We start from the raw sequence: 19,336 nt of genomic DNA, 5'->3' as shown, positions 1-19,336 counted from the left end.
GATGCCGGCGCAGGCGGCAACCCCTATAATCGGGGGCCACTTTGCCCGCAGTACCGCCATGACCGCTGAAACGGCCGCCGAACTCCATACGATCATCGATCTGATCCGCTACGGCACCAGCCGTTTCAACGCTGCGGGCCTGACCTTCGGGCACAGCTACGACAATGCCCTGGACGAGGCCACCCAGCTGGTGCTGCACGGCCTGCACCTGCCGCACGACCTCGGCCCGGCCTACGGCCAGGCGCGCTTGCTGCGCGAAGAGAAGCTGGCGGTGCTGGAGCTGTTCCAGCGCCGTATCGACGAGCGCATCCCGGCCGCCTACCTGACCGGTGAAGCCTGGTTCGCCGGCCTCAGCTTCAAGAGCGACACGCGCGCCCTGGTGCCGCGCTCGCCGATCGCTGAGCTGATCGAGTGCGGCTTCGAGCCGTGGCTGGCTGGCCGCGACGTCAGCCGCGCGTTGGACCTGTGCACCGGTTCGGGCTGCATCGCCATCGCCATGGGCCACTACTACCCGAACTGGGAAGTGGACGGCGTGGACCTCAGCGATGAGGCGCTGTCGCTGGCCGAAGAAAACAAGGAACGCCTGCAGGCGCACAACGTGACCCTGCTGAAGTCGGACCTGTTCAACGGCCTGACCGGCCGCCACTACGACCTGATCGTCACCAACCCGCCGTACGTCACCAACGACGAGACCGATGCCCTGCCGCAGGAATACTCCTACGAGCCGGAGATGGGCCTGCGTGCCGGCGACGACGGCCTGGACCTGGTGCTGAAGATCCTGCGCGACGCGCCGCTGCACCTGAGCGAGGACGGCCTGCTGATCTGTGAAGTGGGCGAATCCGAACAGCACCTGATCAAGCTGCTGCCGGAAGTCGATTTCGCCTGGGTCGAATTCAAGGTCGGCCAGATGGGCATCTTCGCGGTCGAGTGCCGCGAGCTGATCGCCCACAGCGCACGCATCACCGAACTGGCGGCACAGCGCTCGTGAGCTCCAATTCGTTCGGCAAGCTGTTCACCGTCACCACGTTCGGCGAATCGCACGGGCCGGCCATCGGCTGCGTGATCGATGGCTGCCCGCCGGGGCTGGCGCTGGACGCGGCCGAATTCAGCCATGACCTGCAGCGCCGTGCCACCGGCAAGAGCCGGCACACCTCGGCGCGGCGAGAGGCCGACGAAATCGAGATCCTGTCCGGGGTGTACGAGGGCCTGACCACCGGCACCCCGATCGCGCTGCTGATCCGCAACACCGATCAGCGCAGCAAGGACTACAGCAACATCGGCCAGCAGTTCCGTCCGGGGCATGCCGACTACAGCTACTGGCACAAGTACGGCATCCGTGACCCGCGTGGCGGCGGCCGTTCCTCGGCGCGCGAGACCACCATGCGCGTGGCTGCTGGCGTGGTCGCCAAGAAATGGCTGGCCGAACGCTTCGGCATCACCGTGCGCGGCTACCTGTCGCAGCTGGGCGAGATCACCCCGGCCGGTTTCGACTGGTCGGTGGTCGAAGACAACCCGTTCTTCTGGCCGCATGCCGCACAGGTGCCCGAGCTGGAGGCGTACATGGATGCGCTGCGCAAGTCCGGTGATTCGGTCGGTGCCTGCGTGGACGTGGTCGCCGACAATGTACCGCCGGGCTGGGGCGAGCCGATCTACGGCAAGCTCGATGGGGAACTGGCTGCCGCACTGATGAGCATCAACGCGGTGAAGGGCGTGGAGATCGGCGACGGTTTCGCCAGCGCCATGCAGAAGGGCACCGAACACCGTGACCTGCTGACCCCGCAGGGGTTTGCCAGCAACCATGCCGGCGGCATTCTCGGTGGCATCTCCACCGGCCAGCCGGTGGTCGCCTCGATGGTGCTCAAGCCGACCTCCAGCCTGCGCCTGCCGGGTGAGTCGCTGGATACGGCCGGCAATGTGGTGGAGGTGGTCACCACCGGCCGCCATGATCCCTGCGTCGGCATCCGCGCCACACCCATCGCCGAGGCGATGATGGCACTGGTGCTGATGGACCAGGCGCTGCGCCACCGCGCACAGTGTGGCGACGTCGGCACCATCACTCCGCGCATTCCCGGCCAGCTTGATGGCTGATACGCGGCCGACGGTCTGGGTGAGCCAGCCGCTGATCGACGCGGCCATCGTGCCGCTGCGCGATCGCGTGCAGCTGCGCACCACCGATACCGTCACCGCCTGGACGCCGCAGCAGATCGCCGCGCAGCTGGCTGACGTTGACGGCGCGATCGTCACCCTCAACGAGCGCATCGGCGCGGCTCAGGTTGCCGACGCCGTGCAGCTGCAGGTGATCGCGAATGTCGGGGTCGGCTACAACAATCTGGATGTCGACGCGCTCAGCGCCGCCGGCATCCTCGCCAGCAACACCCCGGACGTCCTCACCGAGACCACCGCCGATCTCGGTTTCGCCCTGCTGATGGCCACCGCACGCCGGATCACCGAATCCGAGCGCTGGCTGCGCGAGGGCCAATGGGGACAGTGGTCGTTCCAGACCATGCTCGGTGCCGACATCCATGGCAGCACGCTGGGCATCCTCGGCATGGGCCGCATCGGGCAGGGCATCGCCCGGCGCGGTGCGCACGGCTTCGGCATGAAGGTGCTGTACCACAACCGTTCGCGGCTGCCGGCCGACGCCGAAGCCGCGCTCGGTGCGACCTATGTGGATCTGGACACGCTGCTGGCGCAGTCCGACCATCTGCTGACCGTACTGCCGTACACCACTGCTTCGCACCACATCATCGACGCTGCGGCGTTGGCCAAGATGAAGCCGTCGGCCACGCTGGTGAACATCGCCCGCGGCGGCATCGTCGACGAACTTGCGCTGGCCGATGCACTGGCCAACGGTCGCCTGGCCGCGGCTGGCCTGGATGTCTACGAAGGCGAGCCGAACGTGCGGCCGGAACTGCTGGCCCTGCGCAACATCGTGCTGACCCCGCACATCGGCAGCGCCTCGCTGGCCACGCGCACGGCCATGGTGCAGATGGCCGTGGACAATCTGCTGGCCGGGCTTGGCCTGGACGGCAGCCCGGCGCGCATGCCAAGCGCGATCAACGCCGACGCGGCCCTTGCCGCGCGCGCCTCCTCGGATAAAAAAAGCGGGAAACGATAGGGAACCTCCGCGCATCCATCCGAGGAGGCTCCCCGAACCCAGCTGTCGTGCGTGAGTTTTCCCCCTTCCCGTTTTCGTGAGAGTTCCCCCATGAGCAATGCACAACGCAGCTTCCACGTCGCCATCGTCGGCGCCACCGGTGCGGTCGGCGAGACCATGCTGGCCATCCTGGCCGAGCGTGATTTCCCGGTCGCCACCCTGAGCCTGCTCGCTTCCGAGCGATCGGCCGGCGGCGAAGTCGAGTTCAACGGCAGCAAGGTGAAGATCCAGGACCTGGCCACCTTCGACCCGAGTGGCGTGGACATCGCCCTGTTCTCGGCCGGTGGCAGCGTGTCCAAGGAATACGCCCCGAAATTCGCCGCCGCTGGCGCGGTGGTGATCGACAACTCCTCGGCCTTCCGTTACGACGACGACGTGCCGCTGGTGGTGTCGGAGGTCAACCCGGACCAGGTCGGCAACCGTCCGCGCGGCATCATCGCCAACCCGAACTGCTCGACCATGCAGATGCTGGTCGCGCTGGCACCGCTGCATCGCAAGTACGGCATCGAGCGCATCAACGTGTCCACCTACCAGTCGGTGTCCGGTGGTGGCCGTTCGGCGCTGGAAGAACTGGGCAAGCAGACCGGCCAGCTGTTGAGCTTCCAGGAAATCGATCCGCAGCGTTTCCCGGTGCAGATCGCCTTCAACCTGATCCCGCACATCGACGACTTCCTGGACAACGGCTTCACCAAGGAAGAGATGAAGCTGGTCTGGGAGACCCGCAAGATCCTGGGCGACGACAGCATCCTGGTGAACCCGACAGCCGTGCGTGTGCCGGTGTTCTACGGTCACTCCGAATCGGTGGCGATTGAAACCCGCGACAAGGTGACCGTGGCCGAAGCGCGCGCGTTGCTGGAACAGTCGCCGGGCATCGAGGTGGTGGATCGTCATGAAGCCGGTGGCTACCCGACGCCGGTTACCCATGCCTCGGGCACGGACGCGGTGTACGTCGGCCGCATCCGCGAGGACCTTTCGCATCCGCGCGGCCTGAACCTGTGGATCGTGTCGGACAACGTGCGCAAGGGGGCTGCCCTGAACGCGGTGCAGCTGGCCGAACTGGTCGCCGCCGAGACGCGCTGATGGAGAGGCCGGGCAACGCCCGGCCTTTTCTGTAGAGCCGGGCCCATGCTCGGCTCTCCCCAAGCAGCCGAGCATGGGCTCGGCTCTACATGGGTGCGGACCGTGGTCCGCACGCTTTATAGTGTCGCCCATGAATAAACGAGCCAAGGGCGCACGGCGTCCGCTCACCTGTCTCTCCGCCGCGCTGCTGGCCCTGGTCAGCAGTTCGGCCATGGCCCTGGGGCTGGGCGACATCCGGGTCCTGTCCAAGCCGGGACAGCCGTTGCTGGCCGAGATCCCGGTGATCTCGGCCGATCCATCCGAACTTGAGAACCTGCGCGTCGCGCTCGCCTCGCCGGTCACCTTCGAGCGCGTTGGCCTGCAGCGTCCGGCTGGCCTGGTCAGCGAGCTGCAGTTCGAGTTGACCCGCAACGCACAGGGCAGGGCGGTGGTGCGGGTTACCTCGCAGACGCCTGTGGAAACACCGTCGCTGAGCTTCCTGGTCGAGGCCGACTGGGGCCAGGGTCGGCTGGTGCGTGAGTACTCGGCGCTGGTTGATGCACCGGCCAGTGCACTGGCCGTGGCCGAACCGGAGATCGTCGCGCCGGCCGGCGTGCTGTCGGACACCATCGTCCGCGATGCGCCTGCCGCCGCTGCAACCGCAGCCGAGCCGGCACCAGCCACGCCGGCAGCCGTACCGGCTGCACCTGCTGCACCTGCTGCACCGCGTCCGCGCGCTGCGGCATCTGCGCCAGCACCAGCAGCACCAGCAGCACCGGCAGCACCGGCACTGGCCGCAGACGGCAGCGTGACCGTGCAGCGCGGGCAGACCCTTTCGCAGATTGCCGGGTCGCTGGCCCGTGGCAATCAGATCAGTCGCGACCGGGCGATGATCGCGCTGTTGCGTGCCAACCCCGAAGCCTTCATCCGAGGCAACGTCAACCTGCTCAAGCAGGGCGCGGTGCTGCGCATGCCGGGCGATAGCGCACTGGCCGCGGTGGATGCGGCCGAGGCCGCCGCGCTGGTTCGCGAGCATGCCGCGCAGTGGCGACAGGCACGCACCGTGCCGCAGCCGGCTGGCGCCCCGATGCCGGTGGCCAAGGCCAATGGCAGCGTTTCTTCCCCGGCTGCGGCCACAGGGGCACGACTTGAAATCGCTCCGGCGCTGGCGTCCGACGCCGCGCACGCGGGCACAACCACCGGCACCACTGCCGGCAGCGAGGGTGACATGCTGGGCAACGAACAACTGCGCCAGGCCAAGGAGGACATCGCCACCCGCGATGCCGAGATCGGCGATCTGAAGCAGCGCGTGGCGGAGCTCGAAAAGCTCAAGGAGCAGCAGCAGTCACTGATCGCGATGAAGGACAATGACCTGGCCGCCGCGCAGCAGCGCTTGGCACAGGCGCCGGGTGCGCCGGGCGCCGGCACGCCGTGGTACTGGCTGGGCCTGCCGCTGCTGGTGCTGGTTGCCCTGGGCGCCTGGTTGCTGCGTCGTCGCAAGCCCTCGCCGCTGCCGCCGCTGCGCGAGGAACACGATGCCGCCGGCCTGGCCGCAGCGCTGCCGGCAGGTGCCGCGCTCGATACCCTGGCCGAGCAGGACGCCGGGGTGGGTTTCGCGGCCGAAGGCGGACGCCAGGAACCGGCGATGCCGGCCTGGGCCAGCACTGCCGACGATGATGCGCCGGATGCGGACATCCGTGAGGATGCCTCGCCGGCCGAGTGGCGGGCGGGTGAGCTTGATGAGGACGCGCTGGCTGAACTGCCTGCTGCGGTGAACGATCTGCCGCGCTGGGACGATGCTGCAGCCCCGGTCACGCCGACCGAGGCCGCCGAGGTGGCCGTACCCGACTACGCGCTGCAGGCCGAACAGGAGCCGCAGTTCCGCGGTGTGTTCGATCTGCCGGCCGAACCGCATGAGCACGGGACGGCTGGACCGGTCGACCTGCACGACGACCATGCTGCCACCGAGGACGCTGCCGTGCCTCCGGCAGACAGTGGCCATGACTGGACCCCGCGTGTCGGCCAGGAACGGCTGGAACTGGCCATCGCTTATCTGGACCTGGGCGACGCGCAGACTGCGCGCACCCTGCTGCACGAGGTGGCCGAAGGTGGCGATCTGCATTGCCAGGCGCAGGCCCGCGAACTGCTGGCCCGTCTGCCATGACCCGCGAACGCCGTCTCGACTACGTTGAATTCGCCTCGAGCGACCCGGCTGCGAGTCGCGTCTTTTTCGAAGACGTGTTCGGCTGGTCGTTTGTCGATTACGGCAGCGACTACACCGCCTTCGATGACGGCCGCCTGCAGGGAGGCTTCTTCCGCGGCCAACCGCAGCGTGCCAGCGAAGGCGCGCCACTGCTGGTGCTGTATGCCGACCAGCTGGCGCCGATGGAAGCGGCGGTGCGCGCGGCCGGTGGCGAGATCGTGCGAACCGTGTTCTCTTTTCCCGGCGGCAGCCGTTTCCAGTTCGTCGAGCCCGGTGGCAATGAACTGGCGGTCTGGTCCGAGCGCGACCCGGCCTGAGCGCCGCCCCACCCGCAACATCGAGGTAGCACATGCGTTACGCGCTCGGCGTCGAGTACGACGGCAGCGATTTCAGGGGATGGCAGAACCTGGGCGAGGGCGGACCCAGTGTCCAGGCCAGCCTGGAACAGGCCCTGTCATCGGTGGCCGATACCCCCTTGCAGGTGGTCTGCGCCGGCCGCACCGATGCCGGCGTGCATGGCCAGTGCCAGGTCGTGCACTTCGAGACCGACGTGGTGCGTGATCCGCGCGCCTGGATGCTCGGCACCACCACCCGCCTGCCGCGTTCGATCGCGGTGCGCTGGTGCGTGCCGGTGGCCGATGACTTCCATGCCCGTTTCTCCGCGCGGGCACGACGCTACCGCTACCGCCTGCTCAACCGCGAGGTACGCCCGGCGCTGGGTCGGCAGACCCTCAGCTGGGAGCGCCGTCCGCTCGATGCCGAGCGCATGCACCTGGCCGGGCAGGCCCTGCTGGGCGAGAACGACTTCAGCGCCTTCCGCTCCGTCCAGTGCCAGGCCCTGCATGCGCGGCGTGAACTGCAGTCGCTGCAGGTCAGCCGCCACGACGACGTCATCGAGGTGGCGGTGCGTGGCAATGCATTCCTTCATCACATGGTCCGCAATATTGTCGGCTCGTTGATTCTGGTTGGCAGTGGGGAGAAACCGGTGGAGTGGATCGCCGAACTGCTGGCCGGGCGCGACCGAACCGTAGCCGGTCCCACCGCTCCTCCGCAGGGACTGGTGTTCCTGGGGCCGCTGTACCCCGACAACTGGCATCTGCCCGCCGAGGTAACGCTATGAGCCGCTCCTACTACCGTACCCGCATCAAGTTCTGTGGCATGACCCGCGCCGGCGACGTGCGCCTGGCCGGCGAGCTGGGCGTGGACGCGGTGGGCTTCATTTTCGCCCGCGAGAGCAGCCGCCGGGTCGCACCGGCCGAAGCGCGCGCGATGCGCCAGGCGATCGCACCGATGGTCGACGTGGTGGCGCTGTTCCGCAACAACAGCAAGGAAGAAGTGCGTGAGGTGCTGCGCACCGTGCGGCCGACCCTGCTGCAGTTCCATGGCGAGGAAGACGAAAGCTTCTGCCGCAGCTTCAACATGCCGTACCTGAAGGCGATCGCCATGGGCGGGCGTGAGGAGATCAATGCGCGCACCCTGCAGCTGCGCTACCCCAGCGCCGCCGGTTTCCTGTTCGACAGCCATGCCCCGGGCGGCGGCGGCGGTACCGGCGTGGCCTTCGACTGGTCGCGCGTGCCGACCGGACTGCATCGTCCGTTCCTGCTGGCCGGTGGCCTGACCCCCGAAAACGTGTACGACGCCGTGCTGGCGACCCTGCCGTGGGGCGTGGATGTGTCCAGTGGCATCGAACTGGAGCCGGGCATCAAGGACGGCTACAAGATGCGCACGTTCGTGGAAGAAGTCCGCCGCTCCGATTGCGCCGTGCTGGATTGAGTCGTGGTCGGTTCTGGCGTGTCCGGCCTTCACATTTGAGCCTGCACACCTTCTTCACATAGGATGATCCCAAGCGTGCTGGCCATGAGGGCCGGCACGAGGATCGACGGAGCCGCTGTTGGCGTGCTCCGAACGGGCGCTTGGCGCCCCAGCCCAGGAAGGCAAACGATGCAGGAATTTCTGACCGTCGTGCTCGGTTATCCGACCCTCCCGTACAGCGTCGCGCTGGCGGTGGCGGTTCTGTATTGGGGGATTGCCGCCTTCGGCCTGGTCGATGACGGTTTCGGCGAGGCCGGTGCCGACGGCGCCCTCGAAGGCGACGCCCATCTCAGCGGTCTGTCCGCCCTGCTGGCGCGCTGGGGGCTGGGCGGTGTGCCGCTCATGGTGGTGGTGACGCTGCTGAGCCTGTTCGCCTGGACCCTCACCTACTTCATCCATCTGTACCTGCTGCTGCCGTTGCCCGACCTGCTGCGCTGGTCATTGGGCACCGTGGTGGCGGTGCTCGCACCACTGCCGGCCGTGCCGGTCACCGCGCTGCTGCTGCGTCCCATCCGCCGCTTCCTGCTGCGCCTGCGCCCGGTGCCGCAGGCCTCGCTGCTGGGCCGCGTTGGCGTGGTCGCTTCGCCGAAGGTCGACGCACGCAGTGGCCATGCCACCGTCGATGACGGCGGTGCCGGCCTGGTCCTGCAGATCCGCAGCGACATCGAACTGCAGCGTGGCGAGCGCATCGTGCTGGTCGAGCACGTGGCTGCACAACACCATTACCGGGTGGTCCGCGCCGACGCGGTCGCCCTCGACTTCCAGGACAACCTGCTTCCGGGCAACAAGGAGAATCATCAATGACGTTGGCTTCCGTGCTCCCCTTCCTCTTCATCGTGGGCTGCGTGCTTGCCCTCCTGCTCGGCGTGGCCGGCCTGTTCAAGGCGTTCTACCGCAAGGTCGACCAGGGCGTGGCGTTGATCGTCAACGACATGAGTGCGACCCCGAAAGTGCATTTCACCGGCGCGCTGATCATTCCCGTGCTGTACCGCGCCGAGCTGATGCGCATCAGCCTGATCACCCTGCAGATCGACCGTCGCGGCAAGGAAGGCCTGATCTGCCGTGACAACATGCGCGCCGACATCGCCGTGGCGTTCTACCTGCGCGTCAACGAGACCCAGGCCGACGTGCTGCGCGTGGCCAAGGCCATCGGCGCTGATCGCGCCTCGGACAAACACGCGGTCGATGAGCTGTTCAACGCCAAGTTCTCCGAAGCACTGAAGACGGTCGGCAAGAAGTTCGACTTCACCGAGCTGTTCGAGAAGCGCCAGGAATTCCGCGACGAGATCATCGCGGTGATCGGCAATGACCTCAATGGTTATGTGCTGGAAGACGTGGCCATCGACTACCTCGAGCAGACGCCGAAATCGCTGCTGGACCAGTTCAACATCCTCGACGCGCAGGGCATCCGCAAGATCACCGAGCTGACCGCTGCGCAGAACGTGGTGACCAACGAGCTGGAGCAGAACGAGAAGCTGGCCATCACCAAGAAGAACGTCGAAGCGCGCGAAGCGTTGCTGGCGCTTGAACGGCAGCAGGCCGAGGCCGAGGCACGGCAGAAGCGCGAGATCGAAACCATCCGTGCGCGCGAGGAAGCCGAGACCGCCAAGGTGCAGGAAGAGCAGCGCCAGCTGTCCGAGAACGCCCGCATCGAAGCGCAGCAGGTGATCGACATCCGCGAGCAGAACCGCATGCGCGAAGTCGAAGTAGCCGAACAGAACCGCCAACGCGCCGTGGCCATCGAAGCCGAGCGCGTCGAACGTGCACGCCAGCTGGAGCAGGTCACCACCGATCGCGAAGTGCAGCTGCAGGGCGTGGAACGTGACAAGGTGGTCGAGCAGGGCAAGATGGACGTGGCCAACATCACCCGCGAACGCATCTCCATCGACAAGACCGTGGCGCAGGAAGAAGAGCGCATCAAGGAAGTGCGCGAAGTCTCCGAGGCCGACCGCCAGAAGCAGGTGCTGATCCTGGAAGCTGAGGCGAAGGCGCAGGAATCGCTGGTGCGCGAAGTGAAGGAAGCGCAGGCCCGCGAGACCGCGTCCAAGCATCGTGCTGTGGAGCTGACCACGCTGGCGCAGGCCGAGCACGAAGCGGCCGGCAAGCAGGCCGAAGCCAAGCGTCTGCTGGCCGATGCGTTCCGCGCCGAGCAGGCCGCACCGGGTCTTGCCGAAGCGCAGGTACGCGAAGCGTCGGCGCTGGCCATCGAGAAGGTCGGCATCGCCGAAGCACGCGTGATCGAAGCCAAGGCCGAAGCGAACCTGAAGCAGGGCAGCAACGAGGCGCGCGTGCTGGCCGAGACGCTGCAGGCACAGGCACAGGGCGAAGAGAAGATGGGCCTGGCCCGCGCCACGGCTACCGAATCGCTGGGCAATGCCGAAGCCGGCGTGGTGCAGAAGAAGCTGCTGGCCGAAGCCGAAGGCCTGGTCCGCAAGTTCGAAGCGATCGCCTCGCTGAGCGACCAGGCACGTGGCCACGAAGAGTTCCGCATGATGCTCGACAACAGCCTCAAGCAGGCCCTGGCTTCGATCGAAGCCGGCAAGGAAGTCTCGCGCGAGAACGCGGGCGTGATCGCCAGCGCACTGCGCAATGCCGACATCGACCTGATCGGTGGAGACGGCGGCATGTTCGAAAACCTGATCAAGGCGGTTTCGCTGGGCAAGTCGATCGAAGGCTTCGCCGGCAAGAGTCCGATCGTGCAGGACCTGATGCAGCGCTACCTGGGCGTCAACGTGGCCGACAGCGCGCCGCGACAGATCGCCGAGGACGCGGAGACCGTGCCCGTCGCGGCGACCGTTGTGGTCGACAGCGCGCGCTGATCCACCCGGCGATGGCCATCGCCATCGCCCACCCGTGCCGGCCGCATCGACGGCCGGCCGTCCGTGAGCCGGAAACCTGCAGATGTCCGAAACCAAACCGTCCACCGAGTCCGTCGTGCCAGAGGCTGCCGGCGATACCGTCGACCAGGCCGTTGCCCAGGGCGGCGCCTATGAAGTCCTGCGGCGCCGTCTTGGCGAACAGGGCCAGCGCCTGCAGGCCGTTGCCGAGCAGCTGAACCGCCAGCGCCTGGCCGAGTTCGGCGACAGCCGCCTGGAGGTGGTCGGCCGCTTCCGCATCCGTAGCGAGAACAACTGCGTCGGCCGCGACATCGTCCAGGTCGGCCCGGACCGCCTGCTGTTCGGCTACAACGTGTTCATCGGGCTGAAGACCCAGACCCGCATCGAAGATGTGTTCGGCCTGTACCGGCTGGTACAGGGCAACGAGGGCTACGACGTCGCCGCGCTGGAGCTGAAGGGCAGTTTCCTCGACCAGCCCGGCTTCGTGCATGACTTCAACGAGCTGTACGCGTACTACAAGCACGCGCGCCTGCTGCAGCTGATCGTGGTGGGCGACAAGCTGCTGGCCTCGTTCCAGATCGGCGAGCGCAGCAGCGACGTGCGCGTGTTCCGCTGGGCGCTGTCACGCGAAGGTGAACTGACCTATCTCGATGCACGTGGCGAGCGTGACATCGCCTTGCCACCGCCGTTCGATTTCGAATGGACCCGCGCCACGCGCGACCTTGCTGTCAACGGCCGCCACTCGCATCTGAACATCCTCGATACCCTGTTCGTGGAAACCACCGGTGGTGATCTGACCATCAAGGTGGAGAACAACACCGAAACCGGGCAGGGCATCTACAGCGAACCGGTGGAAGACAGCACGCAGTCGCTCGACGACGCGCAGTTCGAGTTTGCCCGTGTCGGCTCGCTGGTGCTGCTGAAAGTGCTGCCCTACCGCGAAACCGAATGGCGCGGACTGATCTACAACACGCTCACCGGTGACATCGTGCGCAACGATGCCATCGTCCAGGCCTGCGTGCAGCTGCCCGAAGACCACGGCATCATCTTCCCCGGCGGCTATTACCTGCAGGGTGGCGAGCACAAGGCGTTCGACGCCTCGATGGATGGCATGCAGTTCAAGCGCAGCATCCGTTCGCCCAACGGCGAGGACGTGCTGTACATCTTCTACGAGCGCGAAGGCGGGCGCTCGGCGCTGTTCGTCTACAACACCATCCAGCGCGTGCTGCAGAACCCGGTCTTCGGCCACGGCTATGCCTTCATGCAGGATGGGCGCATGGTGCTGTTCCATGCCGAAGGCACCGAGCCGACCCGTATCCATCCGATGCAGGTCTGGCAGACGCCTTTCAGCAGCGATGAGTTCGCCGCCAGCCGTCCGCCCGGCAATACCTTCATGGGGCGCATCGGCAACGCCGAGCTGGTGCGTGGCATCTCCAACCTGTTCAACCTGGCGCGCGAGATCGATGGCCAGGATGTATCGGTGCAGCGCTACCAGCGTCTGGTGGCCGACACCCGGCGGCTTTTCGATGCCCATCATTGGCTGGGCGACGAGGCGTGTGATGGTGCCGAAGCGTTGCTGCGGCAGATCAGCGCCACCGGCGAGTCGGTGCTGGACGAATACGAGAAAGTGCAGTCGATCCGCCAGCAGTCGGCGCAGGCGATGGCCGAGGCCGAGAGCACGCACAAGGCGCTGCTGGGCCGGCTGCAGCCGGAAAACTGGAACGAGGTGCAGGCCTTCGTCGAAGCGCTCAACGCGATCACCGCGCTGCGCGGTCGCCTGCTGACCATCCGCGAACTGCGCTACATCGATACCGCGCGCATCGAGGCCATGGCTGCCGAGCTGGTACAGGCGCACGACCGCGTCGGCGCCGCCACCGGTGCCTTCCTCGCCGGCGATGCGGCACTGGCGCCCTTGACCGCCCGCATGCAGGCGCTGGACGAGGCCGCACAGCAGGCCGCCAGTGCACGCCAGCTGGATGAGCAGCTGGACGGCCTGCGCGACATGGCCGGTGATCTGGACATGCTGTCCGAGCTGATGGCCGGGCTGAAGGTCGACGATGCGACCGCGCGCACCCGCGTGGTCGAATCCATCTCGCTGCTGTACGGGCGCTTGAACCAGGCGCGCACGCGCGCCGAACAGCGGCGAAGGTCGCTGGGCTCGGCCGAAGCTGTGGCCCAGTTCGCCGCCCAGTTCGCCCTGTTCTCGCAATCGATCACCAGCGCGCTGGCGATGGCCAGCGATCCTGAGCGTGCCGACGAACAGCTGTCGCGCCTGCTGGTACAGCTGGAAGAACTGGAGAGCCAGTTCGGCGAGCATGAGCAGTTCCTAGGCGACATCCTGAGCAAACGCGAAGAGCTGGTCGAGGCCTTCGACACCCACAAGCAGGCCCTGCTGGATGATCGCCAGCGCAAGGCGCGCTCGGTGCTTGATGCTGCCAACCGCATCCTCGACGGCCTGGGCAAGCGTACCGAGCGGTTCGGCACGGCCGACGAACTCAATGCGTTCTTCGCCGGTGATCCGCTGATCCTCAAGCTGCGTGAACTGGCCGAACGCCTGCGTGCGCTGCGCGACAACGTCAAGGCCGACGATGTCGAGGCGCGCCTGAAGGGCGTGCGCGACCAGGCCGTGCGCCAGCTGCGTGACCGCAGCGACCTGTACGAGGCCGGCGGCAACGTGGTCCGCCTTGGTCCGCGCCATCGATTCAGCGTGAACACCCAGGCGCTGGACCTGACCCTGCTGCCGCGTGGCGAAACCCTTGCCATCCATCTCACCGGCACTGACTTCCTGGAGACCCTGCACGATCCCGAGCTGGATGCGCTGAAGCCGTTCTGGCAGGTCACCCTGGATTCGGAATCGGCAGCGATCTACCGCGGCGAATACCTGGCCGGGTGCCTGTTGCTGGCTGCGGAGGAGGGCCGGGATGGCCTGGACCTGGCCCAGCTGCAGCACGATGCGGCCGAACCCGAAGCGCTGGACCAGCGGGTCCGCGCGTTTGCCGCGCCCCGTTACCGCGAGGGGTACGAGCGCGGTATCCATGACCATGACGCCGCCCTGATCCTGCGCGCGCTGTTGCCGTTGCAGCAGGCCGCCGGCCCGCTGCGGCATTCGCCCCACGTGCGTGCGTTGGCGCTGCTGTTCTGGGCCGCGCGGCAACGCGATGAATCCGTGGCGCAGTGGCCCGGCCGGCAGGCCGGCGCGGAGGCCATCGCGCGCCTGTTCGGTTCCGATGAGGGACGTCAGGCGCTGCGCGCGGAAATGGCGAAGGCGCTGCATGACTATGCACAGACCCATGCATTGCCGTTCGACGCCGCCGCCGCCGATGCTGCAGCGGCGTATCTGGGCGAAGAACTGGTCGCCGGCGAGCCGGTGTTCAGCAGCAGCCGCCACGCGCAGGCACTGCTGGACGCGCTGTCGCAGCAGCTGGAGCAGGCCGGCCAACGGGATGCGCTTGAGCGTGCGCTGCAGCGCTCGCAGGATCCGCTTGCCACGCGCTGGGCGTTGGCCGGGCAATGGCTGCGGGCGCTCGCCGGGCTGCCGGCACAGTCGGCGCACGCCGGTTATGTCGAAGAAGCAGCGGCACTGCTGCTGGTGCAGCGACAGCTGCGCACGCGTGCCACCGATGTACCGCTGCAGGCGGAGGTCAGTGGCCTGCTGGGCGAGCATGCCCGCATCCACAACGGCAGCCTGACCGTGTCGCTGGACGATTTCCTGGCACGAATGCAGCACCACCTGCAGTCCTTCGTTCCAGCATTCCATGCCTATCAGGCGGTGCGCCAGGGCATCATCGGCCGCGAGCGCGAAACCCTGCGGCTGTCGGAGTTCAAGGCGCGGCCGTTGTCGTCCTTCGTGCGCAACAAGCTGATCAACGACGTGTATCTCGGCGTGATCGGCGACAACCTGGCCAAGCAGATGGGCACTGTTGGCGAGAACAAGCGCAGCGACCTGATGGGCCTGCTGATGATGATCTCGCCGCCGGGCTACGGCAAAACCACGTTGATGGAGTACGTAGCGCATCGCCTCGGCCTGGTCTTCATGAAGATCAACGGCCCCGCACTGGGCCACGAAGTGCGGTCGCTGGATCCGCAGCAGGCGCCGGACGCGACCTCGCGGCAGGAACTGGAGAAGCTCAACCTGGCGCTGGAGATGGGCAACAACACCATGCTGTATGTCGATGACATCCAGCACACCCACCCGGAGTTCCTGCAGAAGTTCATCTCGCTGTGCGATGGCACGCGTCGCATCGAAGGCGTGTGGCGCGGCCGTACGCGCACCTACGACATGCGTGGCAAGAAGTTCTGCGTGGTCATGGCCGGCAACCCGTACACCGAGTCCGGCGAAGTGTTCAAGATCCCGGACATGCTGGCCAACCGTGCCGACATCTACAACCTCGGCGACGTGCTCGGCGGCATGGAAGCGGCCTTCACCCTCAGCTACATCGAGAACAGCCTGACCTCCAATCCGGTACTGGCGCCGCTGGCCACGCGTGAGATGGCCGACCTGTACCTGCTGGTCGACCGCGCGATGGGCAAGGACGTGTCCAGCAACGGCCTGAGCCATGCCTACAGTGGCGCCGAGGTCAACGAGATCACCGCCACCCTGCAGCGCATGCTGCGCGTGCGCGACGTGGTCTACAGGGTCAACCAGCAGTACATCGCCAGCGCCGCACAGGACGACCGCTATCGCACCGAGCCGCCGTTCCGCCTGCAGGGCAGCTACCGCAACATGAACAAGCTGGCGGAGAAGATTTCGCCGGTGATGAATGACGACGAGCTGCAGCAGTTGATCTCCGATCACTACCTGGGCGAAGCGCAGCTGCTGACCACCGGTGCCGAAGAAAATCTGCTGAAGCTGGCCGAGCTGCGTGGCGTACTGGATGACGAGCGCGCGCAACGCTGGGCGCAGATCAAGCGCGATTTCCTGCGCAACAAGGCGATGGGCGCCGGTGACAGCGATGTTGGTGGGCGCGTGGTCGCGCAGCTGGCCGACATCGCCAGCGCGTTGCAGCTGCCGCCAGCGCCGGCGGAGGTAGCCGCCGCACCCGAGCCTGCACCATGGCCGGCCCTGCTGGCGGCACTGCAGCGCCTGGCGGATGCACGGCCGGCCAGCGCGCCGGCGGCTGCGGCGCCGCAGCCCGCAGCCACGCCATTGGCCGAAGACCTGCAGGCCGGTCTGGCACCGCTGCTGCAGCTGCTGGTCGCCTCGCAGGAACAGCAGGTGCAGCTGTCGCAGACGTTGGCGGCGTTTGCCGGGTGGGCACGGCAGCAGGTAACGACCGATGTGGCCACGACCGACTCGCGTCGTCGCCCGCGCGTGCGTCGTGCAGCGACTCCGGAAGAACGTGCGCTGGACGAAGCGCTGATGCGCCACTTCTACGGTGAGTCATTGCCGCCGGAAACGATGGCTGATGACGGCCCACGGCCGCCGCCACTGCCGTGACCTGCGTGCGCTCCCTGCCCGAACCCACGCTTCCTGCGCGCGTCGATGTGGCCGCGCTGGCCGTGTACGGCAGCCCCTTGCTGCAGGTACTGGCCGAGCCGGCACCGTTGCAGGCCGACGCGGGCGGCGAAGGACTGGTGGCTGCGCTGGCGCGGATCGCCTTGGCCCTGCAGGCCAGTGATCCTGCGCGCCTGCGGCGGCAGGAGAGCTGGTGGGGGCGCCTGCTCGGCCGCGACGTTGCACGCCAAGCGCAGGCGCAGGAGCTGCAGGCGCAGCTGGGCGTGCTGGTGCTGCAGGCACGCGAGCAGGCACAGGGTCTCGCCCAGCGTGTGCAGCAGCGTGCCCAGACCATCATCGACAACGACGCGGCTGCCGCCGCGTTGGAGGCCTGGGCCACGTTCGGCGCCGCGCAGTTGGCGAGCCTGGAAGGCGCTGCGCAGGCCGCGCTGGCGCCGCGTGTGGACCACCTGCAGCGGCTGGCCACGCTGCGGCGCATCGAAAGCGGGCAATGGCAGCTGCTGCAGGAGCAGGACGAAGCCCTGCTGCAGCGCTTCGTCCGCATCCACGATGTCCTGCTGCCGGCCTGGCGCCAAGCCGCGCTGGCTGGCCAGGCACAGGCCCAGGCTGCGCAGGCCGCGCAGGCAGCCACGCTGCAGGCCCAGATCGACGACGAAGTGGCCGCTGCTCAGGCTAGACTGCCCTGAGCCGGCCGCCGCTGCCGCATATCCACCGCAAGGACACTGCCCGATGACCCAGGACAGCCAGAACTCCGGCACGCTCGTGCCCGCCACCACGCCTGCTCCGGAACTTGATGACAGCACGTTGAAGGCCCTCGGCCTGGTCCGCGACGACCTGCCGCGCATCGCCGAAATCGGCCGCGAGCTGGAAGATCTGCGCCCAGGCAACCTGCAGGTGTTCGGCCGTGAAGCCGCCGCACGGACGACGGCCTTCTCCAGCCAGTTGCTGGACCAGGTGCGCAATCGTGACCTCGACGCCAACGGCGAGAAGCTCGGCGAAGTGGTACGCATCGCGCGCGAGCTCAAGCTGGATGGTTTTTCCCAACGCTCGAAGGTGCCGCTGATCGGTGGCCTGATCGATCGCCTGCGCTCCTCCAAGGGCGAACTGGTGCAGAAGTTCAGCGATACCAATTCGCAGATCGAACAGCTGCTCGGCGACGTCGGCGCGCAACAGGCGCTGATGGGCAAGCGGGTGAGCGATTTCGACCGCATGCACGACATCGTCCGCGAGGAGCGTCACGCCCTGGGCCTGTATGCCGCTGCCGGCAAGCAGCGCCTGGCCCAGCTGCAGTCCGAGCAGTTGCTGGGGCAGGGCAGCGAAGATCCGCAGCAGCGCATCCGTCAGAGCGAGATCGACAATGCGATCCGCCTGATCGAGAAGCGCGTTTCCGACCTGCAGCTGATGCAGCATGCGGCTGATCAGTCGTTGCCGATGATCCGCCTGATCCAGGCCAATGCGCTGCAGCTGATCGAGAAGTTCAACACCGTCCGCGACATCACCATCCCATCGTGGAAGCGTCAGTTCGCGATCCAGTTGTCGCTGGGCGAGCAGAAGAACGCGGCCGAACTGGCCAATGCGATCGATGATGCGACCAATGAGCTGATGCGACGCAATGCCGATCTGATGCGCCAGGCCTCGGTGGACACCGCACGCAGCAACCAGCGCGGCGTGATCGACGTGGCGACTCTGCGCCACGTGCACGATCAGCTGATCGCCACGGTCGAAGAGGTGCGCAGCATCCATCGCGAGGGCATGCAGCAGCGTCAGCAGGCCGAAGTCGAGTTGTCGCGCCTGCGCGAGGATCTGCAGCAACGCCTGGCGGCGCCGACGGCACCCTGACAGCGCTTGGCAGCATCGAGCGTGCTCGATCGCTGCCGGTTGGTCCTTCTGTAGAGCCGAGCCCGCGCTCGGCCTTACTACTCAACGCAACTGCCCAACCACCCAGTCCGCCAGCGCGTCCACGCGCGCATCGACAGGACCGTCCGGCCGCGCCAGCACCCAGAATCCGCCGGTCGCGGCAAACCCCCACGGTGCCAGCAGCCGCCCCGCGGCCAGATCCTCTGCCACCAGCGGCTCGGGCGCGATCGCCGGGCCCAGTCCCGCCACCGCCGCTTCCAGCAGGTAGTACAGGTGTTCGAAGCCGGTGCCCAGTTGCAGCTGGCCTGGATCCAGATCATGTGCCTGCGCCCACGCCGGCCACGCTTGCGGCCGCGAACTGGTATGCAACAGCGTTTCCTGCAGCAGGGCCGACGGCGGCACGTGGCGCAGCCGATGCGCCGCCGGGTGCGAGGGCGCCACCACCACGCCCACCCGTTCCGGTGCCAATTCGCGTACCTGCCAGCCGCGCGGCCACGGCCCCTGCGCCAGCAGCAGCACCGCATCCAGGGTGGCCTGCGTCTCGGTGAAGCTGCCATCCAGGGCCGACCACTGCAGGTGCACGCCGGGCAGGGCCGCCTGCAGGGCCGGCAGCCGCGGAATCATCCAGCGCGCCAGCACGCTGCCGCTGCACCCCAGCACCAGCGCCGGCGAAGCAGCTGGCCGCTGCAATGCGCGCACGCAGTCCTCGATGCCGCTGAAGGCATCGCTGCAGGCTTCCTGCAGGCGGGTGCCGGCGGCGGTGAGGCGCAGGCCGCGGCCTGCACGCTGGAACAGGGCCAGGCCCAGATGGTCTTCCAGCAGCTTCAGCTGGCGGCTGATCGCGCCATGGGTCACATGCAGGGCCTGTGCAGCGCGGCCAACGCCGCCCAGGCGTGCGGTGGCCTCGAATGCCCGCAGTGCATTCAGCGGCGGCAGCAGTGACGTACTCATGTGAG

General features: G+C 67.4%; 14 protein-coding genes. 13 read left to right on the top strand and 1 reads right to left on the bottom strand.

The window, feature by feature from the left end:
* The first annotated feature begins 58 nt into the window (after nucleotides 1-58).
* From prmB to AC27VL_RS07265, 13 genes are all read left to right on the top strand, one after another.
* Nucleotides 59-988 carry a 50S ribosomal protein L3 N(5)-glutamine methyltransferase gene (prmB, locus tag AC27VL_RS07325; protein WP_488765928.1) on the top strand — a complete coding sequence of 310 codons (930 nt, stop codon included), beginning with the start codon at nucleotides 59-61 and terminating at the stop codon, nucleotides 986-988.
* The gene (aroC, locus tag AC27VL_RS07320; protein ID WP_100461071.1) at nucleotides 985-2,088 is read left to right on the top strand and encodes a chorismate synthase; all 1,104 of its coding nucleotides are present in this window, start codon (nucleotides 985-987) and stop codon (nucleotides 2,086-2,088) included. Before prmB ends, aroC begins: the two co-directional genes overlap by 4 nt.
* Entirely contained in the window at nucleotides 2,081-3,118 is a 1,038-nt protein-coding gene (locus AC27VL_RS07315) for a 2-hydroxyacid dehydrogenase (RefSeq protein ID WP_488765927.1), read from the top strand. The genes aroC and AC27VL_RS07315 overlap by 8 nt, the downstream gene beginning before the upstream one ends.
* Before the next feature lie 90 nt (nucleotides 3,119-3,208).
* A complete protein-coding gene (locus tag AC27VL_RS07310; protein WP_089236322.1) occupies nucleotides 3,209-4,237 on the top strand; it encodes an aspartate-semialdehyde dehydrogenase in 1,029 nt (342 codons plus the stop codon).
* A gap of 130 nt (nucleotides 4,238-4,367) precedes the next feature.
* The gene (locus tag AC27VL_RS07305; RefSeq protein WP_488765926.1) at nucleotides 4,368-6,380 is read left to right on the top strand and encodes a FimV/HubP family polar landmark protein; all 2,013 of its coding nucleotides are present in this window, start codon (nucleotides 4,368-4,370) and stop codon (nucleotides 6,378-6,380) included.
* The gene (locus tag AC27VL_RS07300; RefSeq protein ID WP_100553112.1) at nucleotides 6,377-6,736 is read left to right on the top strand and encodes a VOC family protein; all 360 of its coding nucleotides are present in this window, start codon (nucleotides 6,377-6,379) and stop codon (nucleotides 6,734-6,736) included. Before AC27VL_RS07305 ends, AC27VL_RS07300 begins: the two co-directional genes overlap by 4 nt.
* Nucleotides 6,737-6,768: 32 nt before the next feature.
* Complete coding sequence (truA, locus tag AC27VL_RS07295) at nucleotides 6,769-7,539, top strand: tRNA pseudouridine(38-40) synthase TruA (RefSeq protein ID WP_089236319.1); 771 nt, start codon at nucleotides 6,769-6,771, stop codon at nucleotides 7,537-7,539.
* Nucleotides 7,536-8,192: a phosphoribosylanthranilate isomerase gene (locus AC27VL_RS07290; protein WP_100553111.1), complete on the top strand. Its 657-nt coding sequence runs from the start codon at nucleotides 7,536-7,538 to the stop codon at nucleotides 8,190-8,192. Before truA ends, AC27VL_RS07290 begins: the two co-directional genes overlap by 4 nt.
* A gap of 168 nt (nucleotides 8,193-8,360) precedes the next feature.
* Nucleotides 8,361-9,035: a DUF1449 family protein gene (locus tag AC27VL_RS07285; protein ID WP_089236317.1), complete on the top strand. Its 675-nt coding sequence runs from the start codon at nucleotides 8,361-8,363 to the stop codon at nucleotides 9,033-9,035.
* Nucleotides 9,032-11,050 (top strand): flotillin family protein, encoded by a 2,019-nt coding sequence (locus AC27VL_RS07280; protein WP_191078760.1) that lies wholly within the window; start codon nucleotides 9,032-9,034, stop codon nucleotides 11,048-11,050. The genes AC27VL_RS07285 and AC27VL_RS07280 overlap by 4 nt, the downstream gene beginning before the upstream one ends.
* A gap of 82 nt (nucleotides 11,051-11,132) precedes the next feature.
* Nucleotides 11,133-16,505: a DNA repair ATPase gene (locus tag AC27VL_RS07275; RefSeq protein WP_488765925.1), complete on the top strand. Its 5,373-nt coding sequence runs from the start codon at nucleotides 11,133-11,135 to the stop codon at nucleotides 16,503-16,505.
* A gap of 5 nt (nucleotides 16,506-16,510) precedes the next feature.
* Complete coding sequence (locus AC27VL_RS07270; protein ID WP_243381817.1) at nucleotides 16,511-17,209, top strand: hypothetical protein; 699 nt, start codon at nucleotides 16,511-16,513, stop codon at nucleotides 17,207-17,209.
* 43 nt (nucleotides 17,210-17,252) lie between these two features.
* Complete coding sequence (locus AC27VL_RS07265; protein WP_488765924.1) at nucleotides 17,253-18,362, top strand: toxic anion resistance protein; 1,110 nt, start codon at nucleotides 17,253-17,255, stop codon at nucleotides 18,360-18,362.
* A gap of 81 nt (nucleotides 18,363-18,443) precedes the next feature.
* Here AC27VL_RS07265 and AC27VL_RS07260 read toward each other — a convergent pair whose 3' ends face one another.
* On the bottom strand, nucleotides 18,444-19,331 hold the full coding sequence (locus AC27VL_RS07260) for a LysR family transcriptional regulator (RefSeq protein ID WP_100553105.1): 888 nt from the start codon (nucleotides 19,329-19,331) through the stop codon (nucleotides 18,444-18,446).
* Nucleotides 19,332-19,336 lie beyond the last annotated feature (5 nt).

The organism is Stenotrophomonas sp. 14P6.2.3 (assembly GCF_057799055.1).
This window is presented reverse-complemented; position numbering and strand designations above follow the sequence as displayed.

Bases quoted from the DNA above. Each gene is read 5' to 3' on its own strand.
- prmB (WP_488765928.1), top strand. From the start codon at position 59: ATGACCGCTGAAACGGCCGCCGAACTCCATACGATCATCGATCTGATC.
- AC27VL_RS07315 (WP_488765927.1), top strand. From the start codon at position 2,081: ATGGCTGATACGCGGCCGACGGTCTGGGTGAGCCAGCCGCTGATCGAC.
- AC27VL_RS07310 (WP_089236322.1), top strand. From the start codon at position 3,209: ATGAGCAATGCACAACGCAGCTTCCACGTCGCCATCGTCGGCGCCACC.
- AC27VL_RS07305 (WP_488765926.1), top strand. From the start codon at position 4,368: ATGAATAAACGAGCCAAGGGCGCACGGCGTCCGCTCACCTGTCTCTCC.
- AC27VL_RS07300 (WP_100553112.1), top strand. From the start codon at position 6,377: ATGACCCGCGAACGCCGTCTCGACTACGTTGAATTCGCCTCGAGCGAC.
- truA (WP_089236319.1), top strand. From the start codon at position 6,769: ATGCGTTACGCGCTCGGCGTCGAGTACGACGGCAGCGATTTCAGGGGA.
- AC27VL_RS07290 (WP_100553111.1), top strand. From the start codon at position 7,536: ATGAGCCGCTCCTACTACCGTACCCGCATCAAGTTCTGTGGCATGACC.
- AC27VL_RS07285 (WP_089236317.1), top strand. From the start codon at position 8,361: ATGCAGGAATTTCTGACCGTCGTGCTCGGTTATCCGACCCTCCCGTAC.
- AC27VL_RS07280 (WP_191078760.1), top strand. From the start codon at position 9,032: ATGACGTTGGCTTCCGTGCTCCCCTTCCTCTTCATCGTGGGCTGCGTG.
- AC27VL_RS07275 (WP_488765925.1), top strand. From the start codon at position 11,133: ATGTCCGAAACCAAACCGTCCACCGAGTCCGTCGTGCCAGAGGCTGCC.
- AC27VL_RS07265 (WP_488765924.1), top strand. From the start codon at position 17,253: ATGACCCAGGACAGCCAGAACTCCGGCACGCTCGTGCCCGCCACCACG.
- AC27VL_RS07260 (WP_100553105.1), bottom strand. From the start codon at position 19,331: ATGAGTACGTCACTGCTGCCGCCGCTGAATGCACTGCGGGCATTCGAG.